Here is an 18,568-nt window from a genome sequence, read left to right as displayed (position 1 = left end):
TGGGGTGCAGGAGGGAGCATGAACGAGGGCGACGCCGTCATCGACGGGCGCAGGGCCAGAGGGCACAAGCGCCGCGCCGAGATCATCGGGGCCACCCTCGCCGTCGTCCGGCGCGATGGCGCCGCCGGTGTCACCCACCGCACGGTCGCCAAGGAAGCCGGCATTCCGACCAGCCTGAGCACGTACTACTTCGCCACCCTGGACGACCTGCTCGTCGCGACCCTCTCCAGCGTCGCCGACGCCTACACCGCCCGCATCCGGGACATCATCGACCACGACGACGACAAGCTCCACGGGCTGGCCGCGCTCATCGCCGAATCCGCGGGGCCGGGGCGCGACCGCGCCCTCGCCGAGCGCGAGCTGTCCAGCCTCGCCGCCCGCAGGCCGGCGCTGCGGCCCACCGCCCGTCGCTGGCGGGAGAACGTCGCCGAGCTGGCCGGGCACTTCACCGACGATCCAGGGGCCGTCGCCGCGCTCGTCGCGGCCTCCGACGGCCTGTGCACCGCCATCCTCATCGACAGCGCCCCCGCCGACACCGGCTACATCCGCGCCGTTCTCCAGCAGACACTCGGCGGAACGGCCAACCGGCCGGGCTGATACGTCAGGAGGGCCGGCGGCGCGGCTTGCCGCTCTCCGCCGCGTTCTTCTCCTGCTCCTGCTCCTGCTCCTTCTCCCTCTTCTCCCTGACGCGCGCCGCTTCCTTCCGCACCTCGGCCTGCGTGGCACGCTCCTGCCGTAGCCACTCGGGAAGGTCCCTTTTCAGCGCGTCGATCTCCGCCGTGGTGAGGGCGCCGGTCACGCCCCCGCGCGCGAGGCCCGCGATGGAGATGCCCAGCTTCGCCGCGACCACCGGCCGGGGATGCGGGCCGTTGCTCCGCAGCTCCCGCAGCCACTCGGGCGGATCGGCCTGGAGCGCGCTCAACTCGGTCCGCGAGACGACGCCCTCCTGGAACTCGGCGGGGGTGGCCTGGAGGTACACCCCCAGCTTCTTCGCCGCGGTGGCGGGCTTCATCGTCTGAACGGTCCGGTGCGGGGTCATGCTGCCAAGGGTAACGAGCGCGCGCGGGGCGCCCGACCACGACCGGATAGCCTGGCGAGGTGACAGACGCGGAAGTGCCCCCTTCGTTTCGTCTCGCGTACGTTCCGGGCGTGACACCGGCCAAGTGGGTACGGATCTGGAACGAACGGCTGCCCGACGTCCCGCTGGCCCTCGCCCAGGTCCCCGCCGCCGAGGTGTCCGGCATGCTGCGGCGTGCGGAAGCCGACGCGGGCTTCCTGCGGCTGCCGACCGACCGGACGGGCCTCAGCGTGATCCCCCTCTACACCGAGACGACGGTGGTCGTGGTGCCGAAGGACCACGTCGTGGCGGCGGTCGACGAGGTGTCGGCCGACGATCTCGCCGAGGAAGTCGTGCTGCACCCCCTGGACGACACCCTCGACTGGGAACGGCCGCCCGGCCGGCCCGCGCACGAACGCCCCGCCACGACGGCGGACGCCGTCGAACTGGTGGCGGCGGGCGTGGGACTGCTCGTCGTCCCGCAGTCACTCGCCCGTCTGCACCACCGCAGGGACCTCACGTACCGGCCGCTGACGGACGCCCCCGAGTCGCGTGTCGGACTGTCGTGGCCCGAGGAGGAAACCACCGACCTGATGGAGCAGTTCATCGGGATCGTCCGCGGGCGGACGGTCAACAGCTCACGCGGCCGGCCGACCCCGCCGCAGCCCAAACCCAAGCCGAAGCCGAAGCCGAAGCGCCCCGCCCCCGGCAAGAACGCGCGACACGGCTCCGGCGGCCACGCCGACCCCAAACGCGGCAGACGCGGCAAACCCCGCCGCCGGTCATAACCCCACCGCCGGTCAAACCCCGCCGACGGTCAAACCCCGCCGACGGGCGGCCGGCCGCGTCGAAGGACGCCTCGACCCGGCGCGGGAAGTCGTCCGGCCAGGCCGCCGCCGCGTACAGGGCGGCGGAGAAGAACTCCACCACCGCGTCCGCGTCCCCGCGGCCGGGTCCTTCCCACGGGCGGCGCACGCCCTCGTCGTGCTGCCGGACCTCCGCGAGGTCGGCCAGGCTGCGCTGCCGCTCGGCCTCCGCGGCCTGGGCGGCGTGCCAGTCGCGCTCGAACCGCGCCTGCGCGTCCGCCTCGGCCCGCGCGTCCGCCTCGGCCCGCGCCCGCCGTCCCGCTGGGCCCGGTACCAGCCGGGCCGGGCATCGGGACGGGCTGCCCCAGCGCCCAGGGGCGGAACGGCTCGATGTCCTCCGCCTTCATCAGTGCTTCCGCCCGGAACACCGGCGCGTCGCACCCCGTCGCGGGGTTGCCCAACTCGCCCTCCCGGGTGGGGAAGTGCGCCCAGGGCGCCGGGGCGCCGGGGGCCGGCGGGAGCTTGGAGATTTCATCGTGTCCTTGTGAAGGCATCCTCACGAGCGAACCCGCGCCGGTGGCACAGGGGCGGGCCCTCGTAGTCTGGGGGCCGCATCAACCGCCCCGACCCGCAACGCACTTACCCTGCGGCCCAGGAGTGACCTTGGACATCTGGATCTCGCTACTCAACGGCGCTGTGCTGATCGGGCTGATCGCCCTGCTGCGCAAGTCGTTGCAGAGGATTCCGGTCGGGAACGTCGGCCTCGTGGAGCGGCTCGGCCGCTACCACCGCACGCTGACCCCGGGGATGAGCTTCGTCATGTTCGGCGTGGAGAAGGTCGCGCACCGCGTCGACACGCGGCTCCAGGTCGTGCCGCTCCAGCCGGTGCGGGTCACCACCAGGGACAACCACGCGCTCAACGCCGACATCACCGTCTACCTCCAGGTCCAGGACCCGGTGAAGGCGGTGTACCACGTGACGAACTACGTCGGGGCGATGGAGCAGCAGGCGTACAACACCCTGCGGGTCGCCGCGGGACAGCTGGACGCGGAGCGCGCGCTCGCCTCGCGCAAGGAGATCGGGGCGTCCCTGCACCAGGAGCTCGCCCGTTCCGCGGACGCCTGGGGGCTGCGCATCGACCGCGTCCTCATCGACGCGATCGACCCGTCCTCGTCCCCGCAGGCCGCCACCGTCACGTCCCACGCCACGCCTGGCTCCGCGGGCCCCGCGGCGGGCGGCGCCGGGGTGCCGCACCGGCCGCTGCGGGCGGAGGACCCGCCGCGGGTCGGCCCCTACCAGCTGCTCGCGCGGCTCGGTGAGGGCGGCATGGGAACGGTGTACCTCGGCCGTTCGCCCGCGGAACAGCCCGTCGCGGTCAAGGTGATCCGCGGCCAGTTCGCGCAGGACGCGGCGTTCCGGCGGCGGTTCACGCGCGAGATCGAGACGGCGCGGCGCGTGGGCGGCAGTCGCACGGCCTCCCTGGTGGACGCCGACCCGGCGGGTGAACCGCCCTGGCTGGCCACGGAGTACATCCCAGGCCCGTCCCTGCACTACGTCATCAGCCACCACGGCGCGCTGCCCTCGCCGACGCTGTACACGATCGCCGGCGGCATGGCGGAGGCCCTGGCGGGCATCCACGCCTGCGGCATCGTGCACCGCGACCTGAAGCCGAGCAACATCATCATCTCCGAGGACGGCCCGCGCGTCATCGACTTCGGCATCGCCCGCGCCGTCGACGCCACGGCGCTCACCCGCACAGGACACGTCGTGGGCACGCCGGGGTTCCTCGCGCCCGAGCAGCTGACGGGTGCGGCCGTCACGCCCGCCACCGACGTGTACGCCTACGGCATGGTGCTGTGCCACGCGGGCGGGCTCGTGCCGCTGGCGGACGGGCAGCCGATCGAGTCGGTCCTCCGGCTGCTTCCCGAGGGGCTTCAGGAGCTGGTGCGGGGCTGCCTCGCGCCCGACCCGGCGGCCAGGCCCGGCCTGGACGACATCCTCACCCGCCTGTCGCCGCCCGCGCCGCACGAGACGAACGAGTGGCTGCCGCCGCCGGTGCGCACCATGGTCGACCTGCACGCCGGGACGACGCGGGAAACGGTGCGGCTCCACGCCTGAGGGCGGCGCACGGCGGTCCGCCGTGCGCCGCTTCCGCGTGCGGAATCCTCTACAGTGCACACAGAACGTGCAATCTCTCAGGGCGGGGGCCTGCTGTGGCACTCTTCGGCAATGCGCACACCGTTGATCCCGTGGCCGCGCAACAGGAGTATGCGCGGCTGCTGGGTCATGACGAACGTATCCATGCCGCCTTCCAGTTGATCCGCGACACCATCCTCTTCACCGACCGGCGGCTGATCCTCGTCGACAAGCAGGGCATCAGGGGCAAGAAGGTGGAGTACCACTCGATCCCCTACCGGAGCATCACGCACTTCGCGGTCGAGACCGCCGGGACGTTCGATCTCGACGCGGAGCTGAAGATCTGGATCTCCGGCACGGACCTGCCGATCGAGAAGACGTTCACCAAGGGCGTCGACATCTACGAAGTGCAGGCGATACTGACCCAGTTCGTGGCGAGGTAGCCGAGGTCAGGGCCGACCCGCCGGGGGGATCTCCTCGGTCGCGGGAGGCGGCCCCGGCGGGGTGCCGTCGCCGAACGGCCGCCCGCCGAGCTGCTCGCGGTGGTGCGGGGTCAGCCAGCCGGACAGGTCGGGCCCGGCCGGGAGGATGCCGGTGGGGTTGATGCCGGTGTGCACGAGGTAGTAGTGCCGCTTGATGTGGTCGAAGTCGACCGTGTCGCCGAAGCCAGGCGTCTGGTAGAGGTCGCGGGTGTACGCCCACAGCACCGGGTCCTCGGTGAGCTTGGAGCGGTTGCACTTGAAGTGGCCGTGGTAGACGGCGTCGAAGCGGACCAGCGTGGTGAACAGCCGGATGTCGGCCTCGGTGAGGGTGTCGCCGACCAGGTAGCGGCGGTCCGCGAGCCGCTCCGACAGCTGGTCGAGGCGGCGGAACACGTCGTGGTAGGCCGCCTCGTACTCGTCCTGCCGGGTGGCGAAACCGGCGCGGTACACGCCGTTGTTGACGTCGCGGAAGACGCCGTCCATGACCTCGTCGATCTCGTCGCGCAGCGCGTGCGGATACAGGTCGGGCGCGCCCTCGCGGTGCAGCGCCGTCCACTCGGTGGCGAGGTCGAGGGTGATCCGCTGGTAGTCGTTCGTGACCAGCAGCCCGGTGGGCACGTCGACGACGGCCGGGACGCTGACGCCGCCCGGGTAGCCGGTCTCGCGGGCGTCGTAAGCCTGCTTGAGGTAACGGATGCCGAGCACCGGGTCCTTGCCGTCCGGGTCGAGGGTGAAGCGCCAGCTCCTGTCGTCCTGGATGGGGTCGGTGACGGCGAGGGACAGCGCCGCCTCCAGGCCGAGGAGGCGCCGGGAGATCAGCGCGCGGCTCGCCCAGGGGCAGGCGCGGTTGACGACGAGCCGGTAGCGGCCGGCCTCGACCGGCCAGCCGTCGGCGCCGTCGGCCGTGATGCGGTCGGTGAAGTGGCCCGCGGACCGTTTGAAGCTCTTTCTGCCGTACTGGGTGTTGCCCTGGTGGTCGGCCCCGGCGGCCCCCTCGGCGGTGTCTCCCGCCGGGTCCCCGGCGTGCGCGTCAGTCGTGCGACTCATGCTCGGTCCTCACGTTCGTCATCCCCTGTGTCGCTGCCCAACTGCCTGTGATTGCCCGCGACGGGCCGTTTTAAGCCCGATGTCACCCGCTTCGCGGACGGCTCGGCCCGGTTCGGCTCCGTGCCGTTCCGTTCCCTTCCGTTCGCAGAATTTCCTGTCCGTCGCGCGGCACGCTGGCGTGGGGCGATTGCCCGGAGTCACATGCGGCGCGCAGGAGTTCGTGCGCGAACGCTTACGCAACGATTCGATGGGCGCTACGTTGCTGTGCGGGAGCGCTCCCACGGGAATCGCGTGCAGAACAGCTAGGAGACCCCCCACATGGCTCATCCACACGTCGAACGGAAGAAGGCCCCGTTCCGGAACGCTCGCCTGCTGAGCGTCCTGGGAGCCGCCCTGCTCGGGCTCGTCATGGCGAGCCTGCCGTCCCCGGCATCGGCGCACGGCGTCTCGATGTCGCCCGGTTCGCGGACGTACCTGTGCTACAAGGACATGCTCGCGAGCGGGAACCAGACCCCCTCCAACCCCGCCTGTGCCGACGCGGTGGCCGAGACCGGCACCACGCCGCTGTACAACTGGTTCGCCGTTCTGGACTCGAACGGCGGCGGCAGGACCGAGGGGTACATCCCGGACGGTGAGATCTGCAGCGGCGGCCACAACGGCCCCTACGACTTCTCCTCGTACAACGCGGCCCGCGCCGACTGGCCCACGACCCACCTGACGGCTGGCTCCACCATTGAGCTCCAGTACAGCAACTGGGCCGCCCACCCGGGCGACTTCGACGTGTACATCACCAAGGACGGCTGGTCCCCCACCCAGCCGATCGGGTGGAGCGACCTGGAGCTGATCAACTCCGTGACCGACCCGCCGCAGCAGGGCGGCGCCGGTTCCGACGGCGGCTACTACCACTGGGACCAGGCCCTGCCCTCCGGCAAGACCGGTCAGCACGTCCTCTTCGTCCACTGGATTCGCTCGGACAGCCAGGAGAACTTCTACTCCTGCTCCGACGTCGTCTTCGACGGCGGCAGCGGCCAGGTGACCATGTGACGTCCGCTTCCGGCCGACCGTGACGCCGGAACGAAGTCAAGGGCCCCGCCGGGCGCATGTCCGGCGGGGCCCCTGCGCTGTATGGCTGTGGCGGGGCACGCCGCGGGCTCACGGTTTCTTCACATTCGAGTCGCCCCCGCGCTCTGGCGAACGCGCGTAGACGTCGGGCACCATCCTTGTGCACCGCACCGCACCGCACCTGCACAGCCCACCCCACAGGCCAGCCCGCCCGCCCCGGCCCGGGGCGGAAGGAAGCAGGAGGGTTTCTCCCATGAAACTGCGTTCCGTCCTCACCACGCTCGCGCTCGCCGGCACCGCGCTGTTCGCCGGGCCGGGGGCCGCGTCCGCCCTGGCCGACGGGTCACCCGCGGCCGCCCCCGCGCCGCTCGTCACCAAGATCAGCCACTCGCAGGCCACGTCGATGTTCCAGTCCTCGGGCATCACCTGGTCGTCCTCGGGCGGCTGTTCCGACCGCAACGTGCCCACCTGCACCTCGTTCGAACAGCTGAACCTGGCCTCGGCGCAGGGCGCGCAGACCCTCAAGTCGGCGAGCGGCTGTGCGCTGAACGTCACCGGCGGCACCGAGACCGGACACGCGGGCGGCACCTACAGCCACTGGAACGGCTACAAGCTCGACTTCGGGCTCAGCAGCTGCCTCAACTCCTACGTGACCGGCGCGTTCACCTACATCGGCGAGCGCGGCGACGGCGCCGCGCTGTACGAGTCGGCGTCCGGGAACGTCTACGCCCGCGAGAGCAACCACTGGGACGTGACGTACTACAACTGCGGCGGCTGCTGAGCCGTGGCCCGGGGCGGCCGCGGCTCATGGACGGTTCGCACGGTGTGCCCGAGAATGGCACCGGCATGAGCGCGACCAGCCCAGGTCGGCGTATCGGTCCGATAGATCGGAAGGGCCCCCTCTATGGCACTCGAAGTACGTGGCGTCATCGCGCCGGGCAAGGACGAACCGGTGCGGGTGGAGACGATCGTGGTACCCGACCCGGGGCCCGGCGAGGCGGTGGTGCGCGTCCGGACGTGCGGGGTGTGCCATACCGATCTGCACTACAAGCAGGGCGGTATCAGCGACGACTACCCGTTCCTGCTGGGCCACGAGGCCGCGGGGGTCGTGGAGCTGGTCGGGGAGGGCGTCACGGAGGTGGCGCCCGGCGACTTCGTCATCCTCAACTGGCGTGCGGTCTGCGGCCGTTGCCGCGCCTGCCTGCGGGGCAGGCCGCAGTACTGCTTCAGCACGCACAACGCGCGGCAGCGCATGACGCTGAAGGACGGCACGGAGCTGTCGCCGGCCCTGGGCATCGGCGCGTTCGCCGAGGCGACGCTCGTCGCGGCCGGGCAGTGCACCAAGGTCGACCCGGAGGCGTCACCCGCCGCCGCGGGCCTGCTGGGCTGCGGCGTCATGGCGGGCATCGGCTCCGCGATCAACACCGGCGGCGTCGGCCGCGGCGACAGCGTGGCGGTGATCGGCTGCGGCGGGGTCGGCGGCGCGGCCGTGCTCGGCTCGCGGCTGGCCGGGGCGGCGCGGATCATCGCCGTGGACATCGACGAACGGAAGCTGGCGACGGCGAGGCAACTGGGCGCGACGCACACCGTCAACTCGGCACAGACGGACGCGGTCGACGCGATCCGCGAGCTGACCGGCGGCTTCGGCGCCGATGTCGTGATCGACGCGGTCGGCCGCCCCGAGACGTACCGGCAGGCGTTCTACGCCCGCGATCTGGCGGGCACGGTGGTGCTGGTCGGCGTGCCGACGCCCGAGATGCGCATCGAGCTTCCGCTGCTCGACGTCTTCGGCCGCGGCGGCGCGCTGAAGTCCTCCTGGTACGGGGACTGCCTGCCGTCCCGTGACTTCCCCATGCTCGTCGACCTCTACCGGCAGGGGCGTCTCGACCTGGACGCGTTCGTCAGCGAGACGATCGCGCTCGACGGCATCGAGGCCGCGTTCGACCGCATGCACGCGGGCGACGTGCTGCGTTCCGTGGTGGTGCTGTGATGGCGGGCGCGCGCGTCGAACACCTCGTCACCTCGGGCACGTTCGCCCTGGACGGCGGCACGTGGGACGTCGACAACAACGTGTGGATCGTCGGCGACGACGAAGAGGCCGTCGTCATCGACGCCGCGCACGACGCGGACGCCATCGCCGCGGCGCTCGGCGGCCGGGCGCTGCGGGCGATCGTCAGCACGCACGCGCACAACGACCACGTGAACGCGGCTCCGGCCCTCGCGGAGCGCACCGGGGCGCCGGTGCTGCTGCACTCGGCCGACCTGCCGCTGTGGGAGCAGACGCACCCCCGCCGGCAGCCGGACGGCGACCTGGCCGACGGGCAGGTCCTCACCGTGGCGGGTACCGCGCTGACCGTGCTGCACACGCCGGGGCACGCGCCCGGCGCGGTCTGCCTGCACGCGCCGGAGCTGAACACCGTGTTCACCGGCGACACCCTGTTCCAGGGCGGGCCGGGCGCGACCGGCCGTTCGTTCTCGGACTTCCCGACGATCGTCGGGTCGATCCGCGACCGTCTGCTGACCCTGCCGCCCGCGACCGTCGTGCGCACCGGGCACGGCGATGGCACGACGATCGGCGCCGAGGCGCCTCACCTCCAGGAGTGGATCGACCGCGGGCACTGAGGCCGACGGGGAGCGCCCGCCGCGGGCGTGCGTCGTGACGGGCCCACGGTCCGTCGCGGGGCCGCCCCGGCGGATGGCATGCTGGGGCGTGTCCATTGGTGATCCGTGCCGGAAAAAGGGGGAATTGGCCGACCGTACAGTCGCCGTTCACCGCGTGGTCATCTGAGCGTATCCTGACTCGCTGATCTCGTGTTTACCGTCGCGATCACCCTGCTCACAGCCCCTGGAATACCGGTGCCCAAGCTCTCTGTCATCGTCGCCTGCCACAACGTGCAGGAATTCGTTCCCACCACGCTGCGCAGCCTGGCGAGAAACGCCGGGCCGGATACCGAGTTCATCCTGGTGGACGACCGTTCCACGGACGCGACCGGGGAGATCCTCGGCCGGGCCGAGGGGGAGCTGCCGCGGACGAGAGTGATCAGGCACGACACCAACCAGGGCATTTCGCAGGCGCGTAACACGGGGATCGAGGCGGCGCGGGGCGCGTACCTCACCTTCCTCGACGGGGACGACTGGTACGCACCTGGTTATCTCGACGAGTTGACCCACGCCATCGAGGACCTGGACTGCGACTACGTGCGCACCGACCACGTGCAGTCCAACGGCAAGCGCCGCACCGTCAACCGCGCGCCCGCGCCGCGGCGCGGGGTGGCCATCAGCCCGCGGGACGCGATCACGCCGTCGGACAAGAAGACGATGGTCGACTACCCCTTCGTGTGGGCCGGGGTCTACCGGCGCGAGCTGTTCGAGGACGGCCTGCGGTTCCAGACGCATCTGCGCACCGCGGAGGACCGCGTGTTCTGCTGGCAACTACAGCTGCGGGCCCGGACGTTCGCCTCGGTGGGCCTGCTCGGCGTGTTCTACCGCCGGGGCGTGACCACCTCGCTGACGCAGATAAAGGACGACCGCCAGCTGGACTTCCTCCCGGCGCACGACCTGATCCTGCGGGAGGTCGAGAAGGACCCGGAGGCGGAGCGCTTCCTGCCCAAGATCGTGCGCACCTACTGCGCCATGATCGCCTTCCACGCGGGGAACGCGGGAAGCTACGAGGCGGAGGCCGCGCGCCGGTTGAAGCAGGAGTCGGCGGCGGCGCTGCGGCGCTTCCCGCCGCAGCTTCTGGAGCGGACACTGGTGGCGATGGGCGACGAGCGCGGGAAAGTGCTCCGCCGGCTGCTCGGCCGGGGAAGGAAGGCGGCCTGAGACATGGGTGTGCGCACACAGATCTTCGAGGTGTCGACGCTGTACGGGGCCGCCACGCTCGCCGCGGCGCTGGACGCCGGGCAGTTCGGCGCGCGGGACGACGCGCGCCGGGTGCTCCTGGTGTCCAATAACGCGGCTGTTCCCGAAACGGCCGCCGCGCTCACGGAGATGACCGGCTGGGACCGGATCGCGACGCGCTTCGACCGGGTCATCGACTGGAACGAGACCATCCGTCCTCACCACCCCAGCGACTGGGGCCCGGCCGACCGCGACGCCCCGGTGTGGGAGCGGCTGCTGCGCCGGTACTGGAGTCTTGGCGACGGGCCCGTGGAGCTGGCGGTGGAGTCCGTACACGCGAAGCCGGCCGCCGCGCTGGCCGTGATCTTCGCGGATGCGGACATCCACGTGTACGCGGACGGGCTCATGAGCTACGGCCCCACCCGCGACCGGCTGGCGCAGGACACCGCGGTCCGGATACAGCGCCTGCTGCACCTGGACCTGGTGCCGGGGCTCGCCCCGCTGCTGCTGGCCGAGCACCGGGTGCCGTCCGAGGTCGTGCCGGGCGACGCGTTCCGCGCCGTCCTCGACGAGATCAGCGCCGAGCACACGCTCGCCGACGTGGTCCGGGCCGCCGGGCACCAGGACGCGGACCAGGAGCAGGACGCGGAACGGAACGACGCGGACGCGGAACGGAACGGCGAGGCGGCGGAGCAGCAGGCGCAGGCGCCGGTCGCGGTGCTGCTCGGGCAGTACCTCGCGGCCCTCGACATCCTCACCACCGAGGAGGAGGAGGCGCTGCACGAGCGGATGCTGCGCGGCGCGGCGGCGGCCGGGTTCAGGAACGCGGTGTTCAAGCCGCATCCGACCGCGCCCGTCCAGTACTCCAGGGCGCTGGAGAAGGCCGCGGCGGACGCCGGGGTGCGGCTGACCGTTCTCGACACGCCGATGCTGGCGGAGACGGTGTTCCACCACTACCGCCCCGGGCTCGTGGTCGGCTGCTTCTCCACGGCGATGCTGACGGCCTCCTCGTACTACGAGGTGCCGATCGCCCGCGTCGGGACGGGGCTGCTCATGGAACGGATCACGCCCTACCAGAACAGCAACCGCATTCCGCTGACCATCGTCGACGCCCTGGTGCCCGATCTGGAGACGCGGCGGGCCGGCGAGGCCGTCACCGCGCTGCCCGATGCGGCGGAGCGGGTCGCGCCGCTGGTGCGGACCGTCGGCTACTGCATGCAGGCCAAGACCAATCCGGGGCTGCGCGGCGAGGCCGAGGAGTGGCTGGAGCAGCACCTGGACGAGACGACCTGGCGGTACTTCAAGCGGGCGCGGCTCACCGCGCTGGCGCTGCCCGGCGGCTTCGCCTCGCACCTCACCCGGCAGCTTCCCGGCGGCGGCACCGCCATGCGCATCGCGCGCAAGGTGCGCAAGGCGACGCTGCGCAACAAGAAGTGACCGGCCGGTCCGGCCCGCCCGTCCGCTTCCAAGAACGGACGGGCGGGCCGGACCGGACCGGTCAGCCGAGCCAGCGGCGCAGGCCGAGCCTGCCCCACAGCAGGCTCGCGGCGTAGGACAGCACGGTCGTCATCGCGACCATGGCCACGAGCATCGCGGCGGCCTCGACGGCGCCGGAGTCCGCGGAGACCCAGCGCTTGACAAGCTCCTCGACGAAGAAGACGTGGACCATGTAGGCGCCCATCGCCGCGGAGGAGAGCCGGGTCAGCCGGGGGCGCCAGCTCTCGGGGATGTGCATGCGGCTGACGAGCAGCAGCAGGCTGAGGGTGAGAATGGCGACGAAGGGGTGGGCGTTCGCGATGACGTAGTGGACCTGCGTGTCCCACCAGATGCAGCCGGCCATGGCGGCGACCATCAGCAGCGCCACCAGGCCGCGGTTGCGCTTGGAAAGGCGTTGCGGGAGGGCGAACAGCAGGGCGCCGCCGATCGCGTACACCACCGAGTAGGTACCGAAGCTCCAGCCCACGGGCGGCGGCGACCAGCCGGTGAACTCGCTCACGGTGGACAGCAGGTGCGGCAGGCCCGCGATGACGAGCAGGGCGGCGCCGAGGCCCCAGGGGCGGTGGCCGGCGCGGATCAGCACCACGAAGCCGAGGGCCATGATGATCGGGATGTACGCGTACAGGAACCACAGGTGGTAGGCGGGCTGTACGGAGCCGAAGACGGAGTCGACCGCGAGGTTGGTCATGGGCTCGTCGTTGCGGTCGCGCAGGTAGGCCCACACCAGGTAGAGGCCGGTCCAGACGAACAGCGGGGTCCCGTTGCGGATGATCCGCGTCCACATGCGGGCGCTGTCCTTCGGCGGGGCTCCCATCAGCACGGCCCAGCCCGCCATGGCGAAGAACATCGGCACCGCGAACTGGTTCGCGCCGTCCGCTATGTGGCCCGCCCAGTAGGAGGCCGCGCCGTTCGACTCGTCCATGTCGACGGCAAGGATGAAGGCTCCCGCGACGTGTCCGAGGATCACGGCGCAGGAGCAGATCAGCCGCATCAGGTCGATGTCGAACCGGTGCTCGTTCTTCGGCGTGGACCGAGGTGCGGGGACCGGCTTCAGACTGTCGCTGTCGGTGGCCGCGCCGGTTTTCGGGGTCGCTGGTGGTGCGCTGTTAGCGGGCATGGGTTCCGATCGCAAGGTGGCTCGTGTGGGTGCCGTATCGGCAGCGCCGGTGCCGGACCTGGCTCCGGAATCCGTTGCTCGTGAACTTCTAGCCCTTCCCCGATAACGCTCCATCGCTGGAAGGTATCCGCCCGGTGAACTACGGGATACCGTCCGGTGCCCGCGCGCGGCCGGCGACCGGGGTCCGTCAGTGCTCCGACAGGATCTCATCCAAGCTGCTGTCCGGGGGCCCGGGGAAGACCGGTGACGGATCGAATGCAGCCTGATACATCGCCGTGACCGCGCCCGCCATTTCCCGTACCCCGCTGAACACCCAGACCCCGGTGAACCGCTCCGGCACACCCACGCCCCAGGCGTCTATACCCGCCGCCTCGCAGAGCGCGAGGGCGCGCCGGATGTGGAAGTCCTGCGAGACGAGCAGCGCCTCGGTGACGCCGAAGACGGAACTGGCACGGGCACAGGAGTTCCACGTGTTGAACCCCGCGTAGTCGGCGACGACGCGGTCCGCGGGCACGTCGAGACCGACGAGATAGTCGCGCATGGCGTCCGGCTCGTTGTAGTCCTCCGTGCTGTTGTCCCCGGTGACGAGGATCGCGCGGGTGCGGCCGGTGTGGTACAGCTCCGCGGCGGCGTCGAGGCGGTGCGCGAGCCACTGGGTGGGCGCGCCGTCCGGCCGCAGGCCCGCGCCGAAGACGACGGTCACCGGGGCGGCGGGTGCGTCGGCGACGGTCCGCACCCGGCCGTCGGTGGTGAGGTGGAGCCAGGCCGAGGGCAGCAGGCCGAGGACGCACAGTGCCATGACGGCCTGGACCGCCCTGCGCTTGCCGCGGATCGTGCGCGGCAGGCGCGGCCTGAGGGCGCGCAGCAGGCGCCGCGATCGATCAGGGATCACATCGTTATCACGTACCGCGCGGCGGCCGAGTTCCCCGGCTGCCGGGCGCCCTGGCTCCGCACCGGCGGATCGGGCATGATGGCCAATCGAACAGTTTCCGTACACCGCACAGTTTCCGTACACCCCGGGGATCGTTGACACCCATGCGCGAACGCCCGCCTGCCGTCGACGTCCTTCCGCGACCGGGGTGACCGGGGTGACCGGGGTGACCGGGCTCGGCGGGGCGGATCTCGCGGTCCTGATGACCGCCGCGGTGCTGGTCGGGATCGCCAAGACGGCGATCGGCGGGGTGGGCGCGATCAGCGTGGCGCTGTTCGCCGCCGTACTGCCCGCGCGCGAGTCGAGCGGGGCGCTGCTGCCGCTGCTGATCGTCGGCGACCTGTTCGCGGTGCACGCCTACCGGCGGCACGTGGACTGGCCGGCACTGCTGCGCCTCTTCCCCTCGGTCGCCGCCGGGGTGCTCGCGGGCGTCGTGTTCGTGGCCAGGGTCGACGACACCGTCATGCGCCGCACCATCGGCGGCCTGCTGCTCGCGGTGGTCTGCGTGCACCTGTGGCAGCGGCGCCGGGGCGCGCGGTCCGCGGCCGGCGCCCCGGCACGCGCCGCGGACGCGACGGGGAAGCCGCGGCAGGCGGGCCGGGGGATCGCGTTCTGCTACGGGCTGCTCGCCGGGTTCACGACGATGGTCGCGAACGCGGGCGGCGCCGTCATGTCGCTGTACCTGCTCGCGGCGGGCTACGCGATGCTGACGTTCCTGGGCACGGCGGCCTGGTTCTTCCTCATCGTCAACGTGTTCAAGGTGCCGTTCAGCGCGGGACTCGGGCTGATCACGGTCGACTCGCTGGCGCTCAACGCGGTACTGCTGCCCGCGCTGTTCCTCGGCGTGTTCCTCGGGCGGGCCGGGGTGAAGCGGCTCGACCAGAGCAGGTTCGAGCGGCTGGTACTGGTGTTCACGGTGGTGTCGAGCCTCAATTTGCTGCGGTGAAAGCGGTGGAAGCGGTGAAACCGGAGCGGTAGCGGAATCGTGGCTCCATCGTTATGGCTGTCGACGCAACAATCCGCCGGGTTCGCGCATCTTTACCTATGAGGTCCTGAGAGATCTGGTAACGCCAGGGGGAACACTGATGCGCTCCGCGCACTTTCGCAGGTATGTCGTGTCGGCCGCCGCGAGCGCCGTCACCACCGCGCTGCTGCTGACCGGCTGTTCGGCACAGGGACAGGAGGCGTCGGACGGGCCGTCCGACGCCGCGTCGCAGGAGGAGCAGGCCCCGCCGGAGGACGACGGCGAGGGCGGTGACGGCACGGACGGGTCCGAGGAGCCGGCCGAGCAGGTCCTGCTCGACTTCGGCGACGAGTCGGACCAGGTACGGGAGTTGCAGGCCCGGCTGCTTCAGCTCGGCCACTTCGTGGCCCAGCCCACGGGGTACTACGGCGACGTCACGCTCGGCGCGGTCTCGGAGTACCAGCGCGCCGCGGGCTTCGAGGTGTCCGGCACGGTCTTCGAGAGCACGTGGTCGGCACTGACCGGGGCGACCACCACGCCCACCGAGACCGAGCTGTACCCGCCGCAGCAGGTGATGGGCTACGGGGACAACTCCGAGCAGGTGCGCGAGCTCCAGGCCCGGCTGAAGCAGCTCGGCCACTTCGCGGACAACCCGACGGGCTACTACGGCGACGTCACCACCGCCGCCGTCCAGGCGTACCAGGAGGCGGCGGGCCTTGAGGTGACGGGCACCGTCTTCGAGCCGACGTGGGACGCGCTGACCGCGGAGACCACCACGCCCGCCGAGGAGGAGATGTACCCGCCGCTCGACGTGCCCGACGTGGAGCCCGCCCAGGACCTGGACGAGCGCTGCCTGGAGGGCCGGGTGCTGTGCATCTCCAAAACGTCGAACACGATGTCCTGGGTCATCGACGGCGAGGTGCGGATGACCGTGGACGTGCGGTTCGGCGCCGAGGAGACGCCCACGCGCGAGGGCGAGTTCGAGGTGTACTGGAAGTCGCGCAACCACCACTCGACGCTGTACGACTCCCCGATGCCGTACGCGATGTTCTTCGACGGCGGGCAGGCCGTTCACTACTCCGAGGACTTCGCGGCCAACGGGTACAACGGCGCCTCCCACGGCTGTGTGAACGTCCGGGACGAGGCCGCCATCGCCGGGCTGTTCGACGAGGTGGCCGAGGGCGACCGGGTCGTCGTCTACTGGTGACATGCGTTATCTCATCATCGGAGCGGGCGCCGTCGGCGGCGCCATCGGAGGCCGGCTGTTCGAAAGCGGCCATGACGTCGTCCTCGTGGCGCGCGGCGCGCACGCCGCCGCGCTCCGCGAGCACGGTCTGCGGCTGCACACGCCGGAGGCCGTGCTGAAGCTGCCCGTTCCGGTGATCGAGGGCCCCGACGCCTACCGGCCGCGGCCGGACGACGTGCTGGTCCTCGCGGTCAAGACGCAGGACTCCGTGGCCGCGCTCGACGCGTGGGCGCCGGTGGCGGGCGGGGCGCCGCTGGTCTGCGCGCAGAACGGCGTGGCCAACGAGCGGCTGGCGCTGCGCCGTTTCCCGCACGTGTACGGGATGTGCGTGTGGCTGCCCTCGCAGTTCCTCAGGGCCGGGGAGGTCACCGCGCCCTGCGCCCCGCTGACCGGGATGCTGCATCTGGGCCGTTACCCGGGCGGCGCCGACGACACGGCGCGGCAGATCTCCGCCGATCTGACGGCGTCCCGGTTCCTGTCGCCCGTGGTGCCCGACGTCATGCGGTGGAAGTACGCGAAGCTGCTGGCCAACCTGGCGAACGCGGTGGAGGCGCTGTCGGGTCCCCCCGCCGCGCCGCCGCTCACGGAGGTGGTGGCGGCGGCGCACGCCGAGGGCGTCGCCGTGCTCGACGCCGCGGGCCTCGCGTACGCGAGCGAGGAGGAGCAGGCCCGGCTGCGCGGCGACCGCATGCGGATACAGCAGGCCGACGGCGAGGAACGGGTCGCCGGCTCGTCGTGGCAGAGTCTGCGGCGCGGCACGGGATCGATCGAGGCGGACTATCTGAACGGCGAGATCGTGCTGCTCGGTCGCCGGTTCGGCGTGCCGGTGCCGGTCAACGAGGCGTTGCAGCGGCTGGCCGTCGAGTCCGCCCGCGCGGGCCGCCCGCCCGGCTCGCTGCCGCCGGCGGAGCTGGCGGCACGCACGGGCGTGGCGTAGCCGCTCACTCCTCGGGGACGCGGCCGGCGAGGCGGGCGTAGCGCTGCCGTGCGGCCTGCGGGGTGCCGAGGCCGAGACCGAACGCGATCTCCTGCCAGGTCAGGCCGCGGCCCCTGGCCATGGTGAGCAGTCCGGCCTCCAACTCGTCCATCTCGCCGCGGGCCCGCGGCACCAGCGTCAGCGCGGCGGTGATGTCCGCCCGGTCGATCTCCGGCTCGCCATCGTCGAGCGCGGCGGCGCCGCTGAGCAGGAACGACACCAGCCTGATGGCCTCGTGCGGCGCGAGCGTGTACGGGTGCACCTGCCGCGCGCGCTGCTCGCCGGTGGCGGCGTGCCGCTCGGCGATGCGGAACAGCGAGGCGTACACGCGGTGCGCCCGCGCCTCGTCCGGGTCGGGGGGCGTGAACGGGTCGGCGCCCGGCGCGGGGCTCTCGTCGCGGTCCATACCCCCACCATGCCGCCACACACACCCCGTTGTCAACAGATTGATGCAAACAAACCGTTCACTCCTGCCCGGCGGCCAGCCACGCGTCGAAGGTGCGCGGCTCGCGTCCGGTCAGCTCCGCGACCGCGCCGGTCACCTCGGAAAGACCGCCCGCGGCCATGTCCTCCCACAGCCACACCAGATCGGCCACGAACCCCGCGGGCAGCCCTCGCGCCCGCAACTCGGCCGCCGCCTCCGCCGCCGGGACGTCGCGGAAGCCGAGCCCGAGCTTCGCGGCGATCTCCCGGTGGGTCAGGGCCTCGCGCCCGGTCAGCACGTGCGTCTCGCCGGCGCCGCGCTCCCCCGTCAGCAGGACGGCGGCGCACGCCGCGACATCGGCCGCGTCCACGTAGGCCACCCGGCCCGCACCGAACGTCCCGACCAGCGCACCGTCCCGGACGTAGCCGCCGTCCCCGGTCGTGAAGTTCTGCATGAAGCCGCTCGGCCGCAGGATCGACCAGGGCACGCCGGACGCCTTCAGGTGCCGTTCGATGTCCCAGTGCGCGCCGAGCGACAGCTTCCCGCCGGGCCGCGGGCCGAGTGCCGAGATCTTCACGACGCGGCCGACGCCGGCCGCGCGGGCGGCGTCGATCGCGCCGTTCTGCCTGCGGACCATGGGCTGCGGCGCCCCGTCGGGTACCGGCACGGCGCCCGTGCTGTTCAGGAGCAGCCGGTCCACGGGCCCGAGCCGCGCGAACGCGGCGGCCAGTGAGCCGGGGTCGTCGAAGTCGCCGACGACGTAGCGGCAGCCGAGCGCTTCCCCCTTCGCCGCCGTCCGCACCAGGGCCGCGAAGTCCGCGCCCGCGGCGGCCAGCTGCCGCACCAGATGCCTGCCGATGGAGCCGGTGGCCCCCGTCACCAAGATCACTGTGCACGCCCTCCGGTTAACCTGAGACTGCCTCGATAACGACCACCATATCGAGGCGCCCTCGACTTATCCGCCCCGCCCCATCCCCGCCCCA

Annotated in this window: 18 protein-coding genes and 1 pseudogene; 13 read left to right on the top strand and 6 right to left on the bottom strand. The window is 71.9% G+C overall.

The window, feature by feature from the left end; all coding sequences use genetic code 11:
• Positions 1 to 18: 18 nt before the first annotated feature.
• Entirely contained in the window at positions 19 to 597 is a 579-nt protein-coding gene (locus tag RM779_RS22355; protein WP_311619537.1) for a TetR/AcrR family transcriptional regulator, read from the top strand.
• 4 nt (positions 598 to 601) lie between these two features.
• On the opposite strand, the gene RM779_RS22350 is transcribed toward RM779_RS22355, so the two are convergent.
• Entirely contained in the window at positions 602 to 1,039 is a 438-nt protein-coding gene (locus tag RM779_RS22350; protein ID WP_311619536.1) for a DUF5997 family protein, read from the bottom strand.
• Between the two features lie 59 nt (positions 1,040 to 1,098).
• On the opposite strand from RM779_RS22350, the gene RM779_RS22345 reads away from it, so the two are divergent.
• The 3 genes from RM779_RS22345 (at position 1,099) to RM779_RS22335 (ending at position 4,442) form a co-directional block, all read left to right on the top strand.
• Positions 1,099 to 1,845, top strand: a complete 747-nt coding sequence (locus RM779_RS22345) for a LysR substrate-binding domain-containing protein (RefSeq protein WP_311619535.1) — start codon at positions 1,099 to 1,101, stop codon at positions 1,843 to 1,845.
• A 681-nt stretch (positions 1,846 to 2,526) separates the two neighbouring features.
• Entirely contained in the window at positions 2,527 to 3,981 is a 1,455-nt protein-coding gene (locus tag RM779_RS22340) for a protein kinase domain-containing protein (protein WP_311619534.1), read from the top strand.
• Positions 3,982 to 4,076: 95 nt separating this feature from the next.
• Positions 4,077 to 4,442 (top strand): PH domain-containing protein, encoded by a 366-nt coding sequence (locus RM779_RS22335; RefSeq protein WP_311619533.1) that lies wholly within the window; start codon positions 4,077 to 4,079, stop codon positions 4,440 to 4,442.
• Positions 4,443 to 4,448: 6 nt separating this feature from the next.
• Here RM779_RS22335 and RM779_RS22330 read toward each other — a convergent pair whose 3' ends face one another.
• Positions 4,449 to 5,528, bottom strand: a complete 1,080-nt coding sequence (locus tag RM779_RS22330) for a glutathione S-transferase family protein (RefSeq protein WP_311619532.1) — start codon at positions 5,526 to 5,528, stop codon at positions 4,449 to 4,451.
• A gap of 318 nt (positions 5,529 to 5,846) precedes the next feature.
• Between RM779_RS22330 and RM779_RS22325 the strand changes: the two are divergent.
• The 6 genes and pseudogenes from RM779_RS22325 to RM779_RS22300 all read left to right on the top strand — a co-directional run.
• Positions 5,847 to 6,566, top strand: a pseudogene (locus RM779_RS22325) (lytic polysaccharide monooxygenase auxiliary activity family 9 protein); the annotation flags it as partial.
• Between the two features lie 277 nt (positions 6,567 to 6,843).
• Positions 6,844 to 7,371, top strand: coding sequence for a hypothetical protein (locus RM779_RS22320; protein ID WP_311619531.1), 528 nt, complete (start codon positions 6,844 to 6,846; stop codon positions 7,369 to 7,371).
• 123 nt (positions 7,372 to 7,494) lie between these two features.
• Positions 7,495 to 8,580, top strand: coding sequence for an S-(hydroxymethyl)mycothiol dehydrogenase (locus RM779_RS22315; protein ID WP_311619530.1), 1,086 nt, complete (start codon positions 7,495 to 7,497; stop codon positions 8,578 to 8,580).
• On the top strand, positions 8,580 to 9,212 hold the full coding sequence (locus RM779_RS22310) for an MBL fold metallo-hydrolase (RefSeq protein WP_311619529.1): 633 nt from the start codon (positions 8,580 to 8,582) through the stop codon (positions 9,210 to 9,212). The genes RM779_RS22315 and RM779_RS22310 overlap by 1 nt, the downstream gene beginning before the upstream one ends.
• A 234-nt stretch (positions 9,213 to 9,446) precedes the next feature.
• Complete coding sequence (locus RM779_RS22305) at positions 9,447 to 10,412, top strand: glycosyltransferase family 2 protein (RefSeq protein WP_077060285.1); 966 nt, start codon at positions 9,447 to 9,449, stop codon at positions 10,410 to 10,412.
• A gap of 3 nt (positions 10,413 to 10,415) precedes the next feature.
• The gene (locus RM779_RS22300) at positions 10,416 to 11,867 is read left to right on the top strand and encodes a polysialyltransferase family glycosyltransferase (protein WP_311619528.1); all 1,452 of its coding nucleotides are present in this window, start codon (positions 10,416 to 10,418) and stop codon (positions 11,865 to 11,867) included.
• A gap of 61 nt (positions 11,868 to 11,928) precedes the next feature.
• Here RM779_RS22300 and RM779_RS22295 read toward each other — a convergent pair whose 3' ends face one another.
• Complete coding sequence (locus RM779_RS22295) at positions 11,929 to 13,044, bottom strand: acyltransferase (RefSeq protein ID WP_311619527.1); 1,116 nt, start codon at positions 13,042 to 13,044, stop codon at positions 11,929 to 11,931.
• A gap of 187 nt (positions 13,045 to 13,231) precedes the next feature.
• The gene (locus RM779_RS22290) at positions 13,232 to 13,936 is read right to left on the bottom strand and encodes a SanA/YdcF family protein (protein WP_311619526.1); all 705 of its coding nucleotides are present in this window, start codon (positions 13,934 to 13,936) and stop codon (positions 13,232 to 13,234) included.
• 241 nt (positions 13,937 to 14,177) lie between these two features.
• On the opposite strand from RM779_RS22290, the gene RM779_RS22285 reads away from it, so the two are divergent.
• From RM779_RS22285 to RM779_RS22275, 3 genes are all read left to right on the top strand, one after another.
• Positions 14,178 to 14,921, top strand: a complete 744-nt coding sequence (locus tag RM779_RS22285) for a sulfite exporter TauE/SafE family protein (RefSeq protein ID WP_311619655.1) — start codon at positions 14,178 to 14,180, stop codon at positions 14,919 to 14,921.
• 139 nt (positions 14,922 to 15,060) lie between these two features.
• Complete coding sequence (locus RM779_RS22280) at positions 15,061 to 16,146, top strand: L,D-transpeptidase family protein (RefSeq protein WP_311619525.1); 1,086 nt, start codon at positions 15,061 to 15,063, stop codon at positions 16,144 to 16,146.
• Position 16,147: 1 nt separating this feature from the next.
• Entirely contained in the window at positions 16,148 to 17,122 is a 975-nt protein-coding gene (locus RM779_RS22275; RefSeq protein ID WP_311619524.1) for a ketopantoate reductase family protein, read from the top strand.
• A gap of 4 nt (positions 17,123 to 17,126) precedes the next feature.
• Here RM779_RS22275 and RM779_RS22270 read toward each other — a convergent pair whose 3' ends face one another.
• Positions 17,127 to 17,567: a DNA-binding protein gene (locus tag RM779_RS22270; protein ID WP_311619523.1), complete on the bottom strand. Its 441-nt coding sequence runs from the start codon at positions 17,565 to 17,567 to the stop codon at positions 17,127 to 17,129.
• 58 nt (positions 17,568 to 17,625) lie between these two features.
• Entirely contained in the window at positions 17,626 to 18,465 is an 840-nt protein-coding gene (locus RM779_RS22265; protein WP_311619522.1) for an NAD(P)H-binding protein, read from the bottom strand.
• Positions 18,466 to 18,568 lie beyond the last annotated feature (103 nt).

Origin of the sequence: Streptomyces johnsoniae (genome assembly GCF_031845565.1) — a bacterium.
Lineage (GTDB): Bacteria > Actinomycetota > Actinomycetes > Streptomycetales > Streptomycetaceae > Streptomyces > Streptomyces johnsoniae.
The sequence above is the reverse complement of the archived record's forward strand: the minus strand, read 5'-3'. Positions and strand labels throughout refer to the sequence as shown.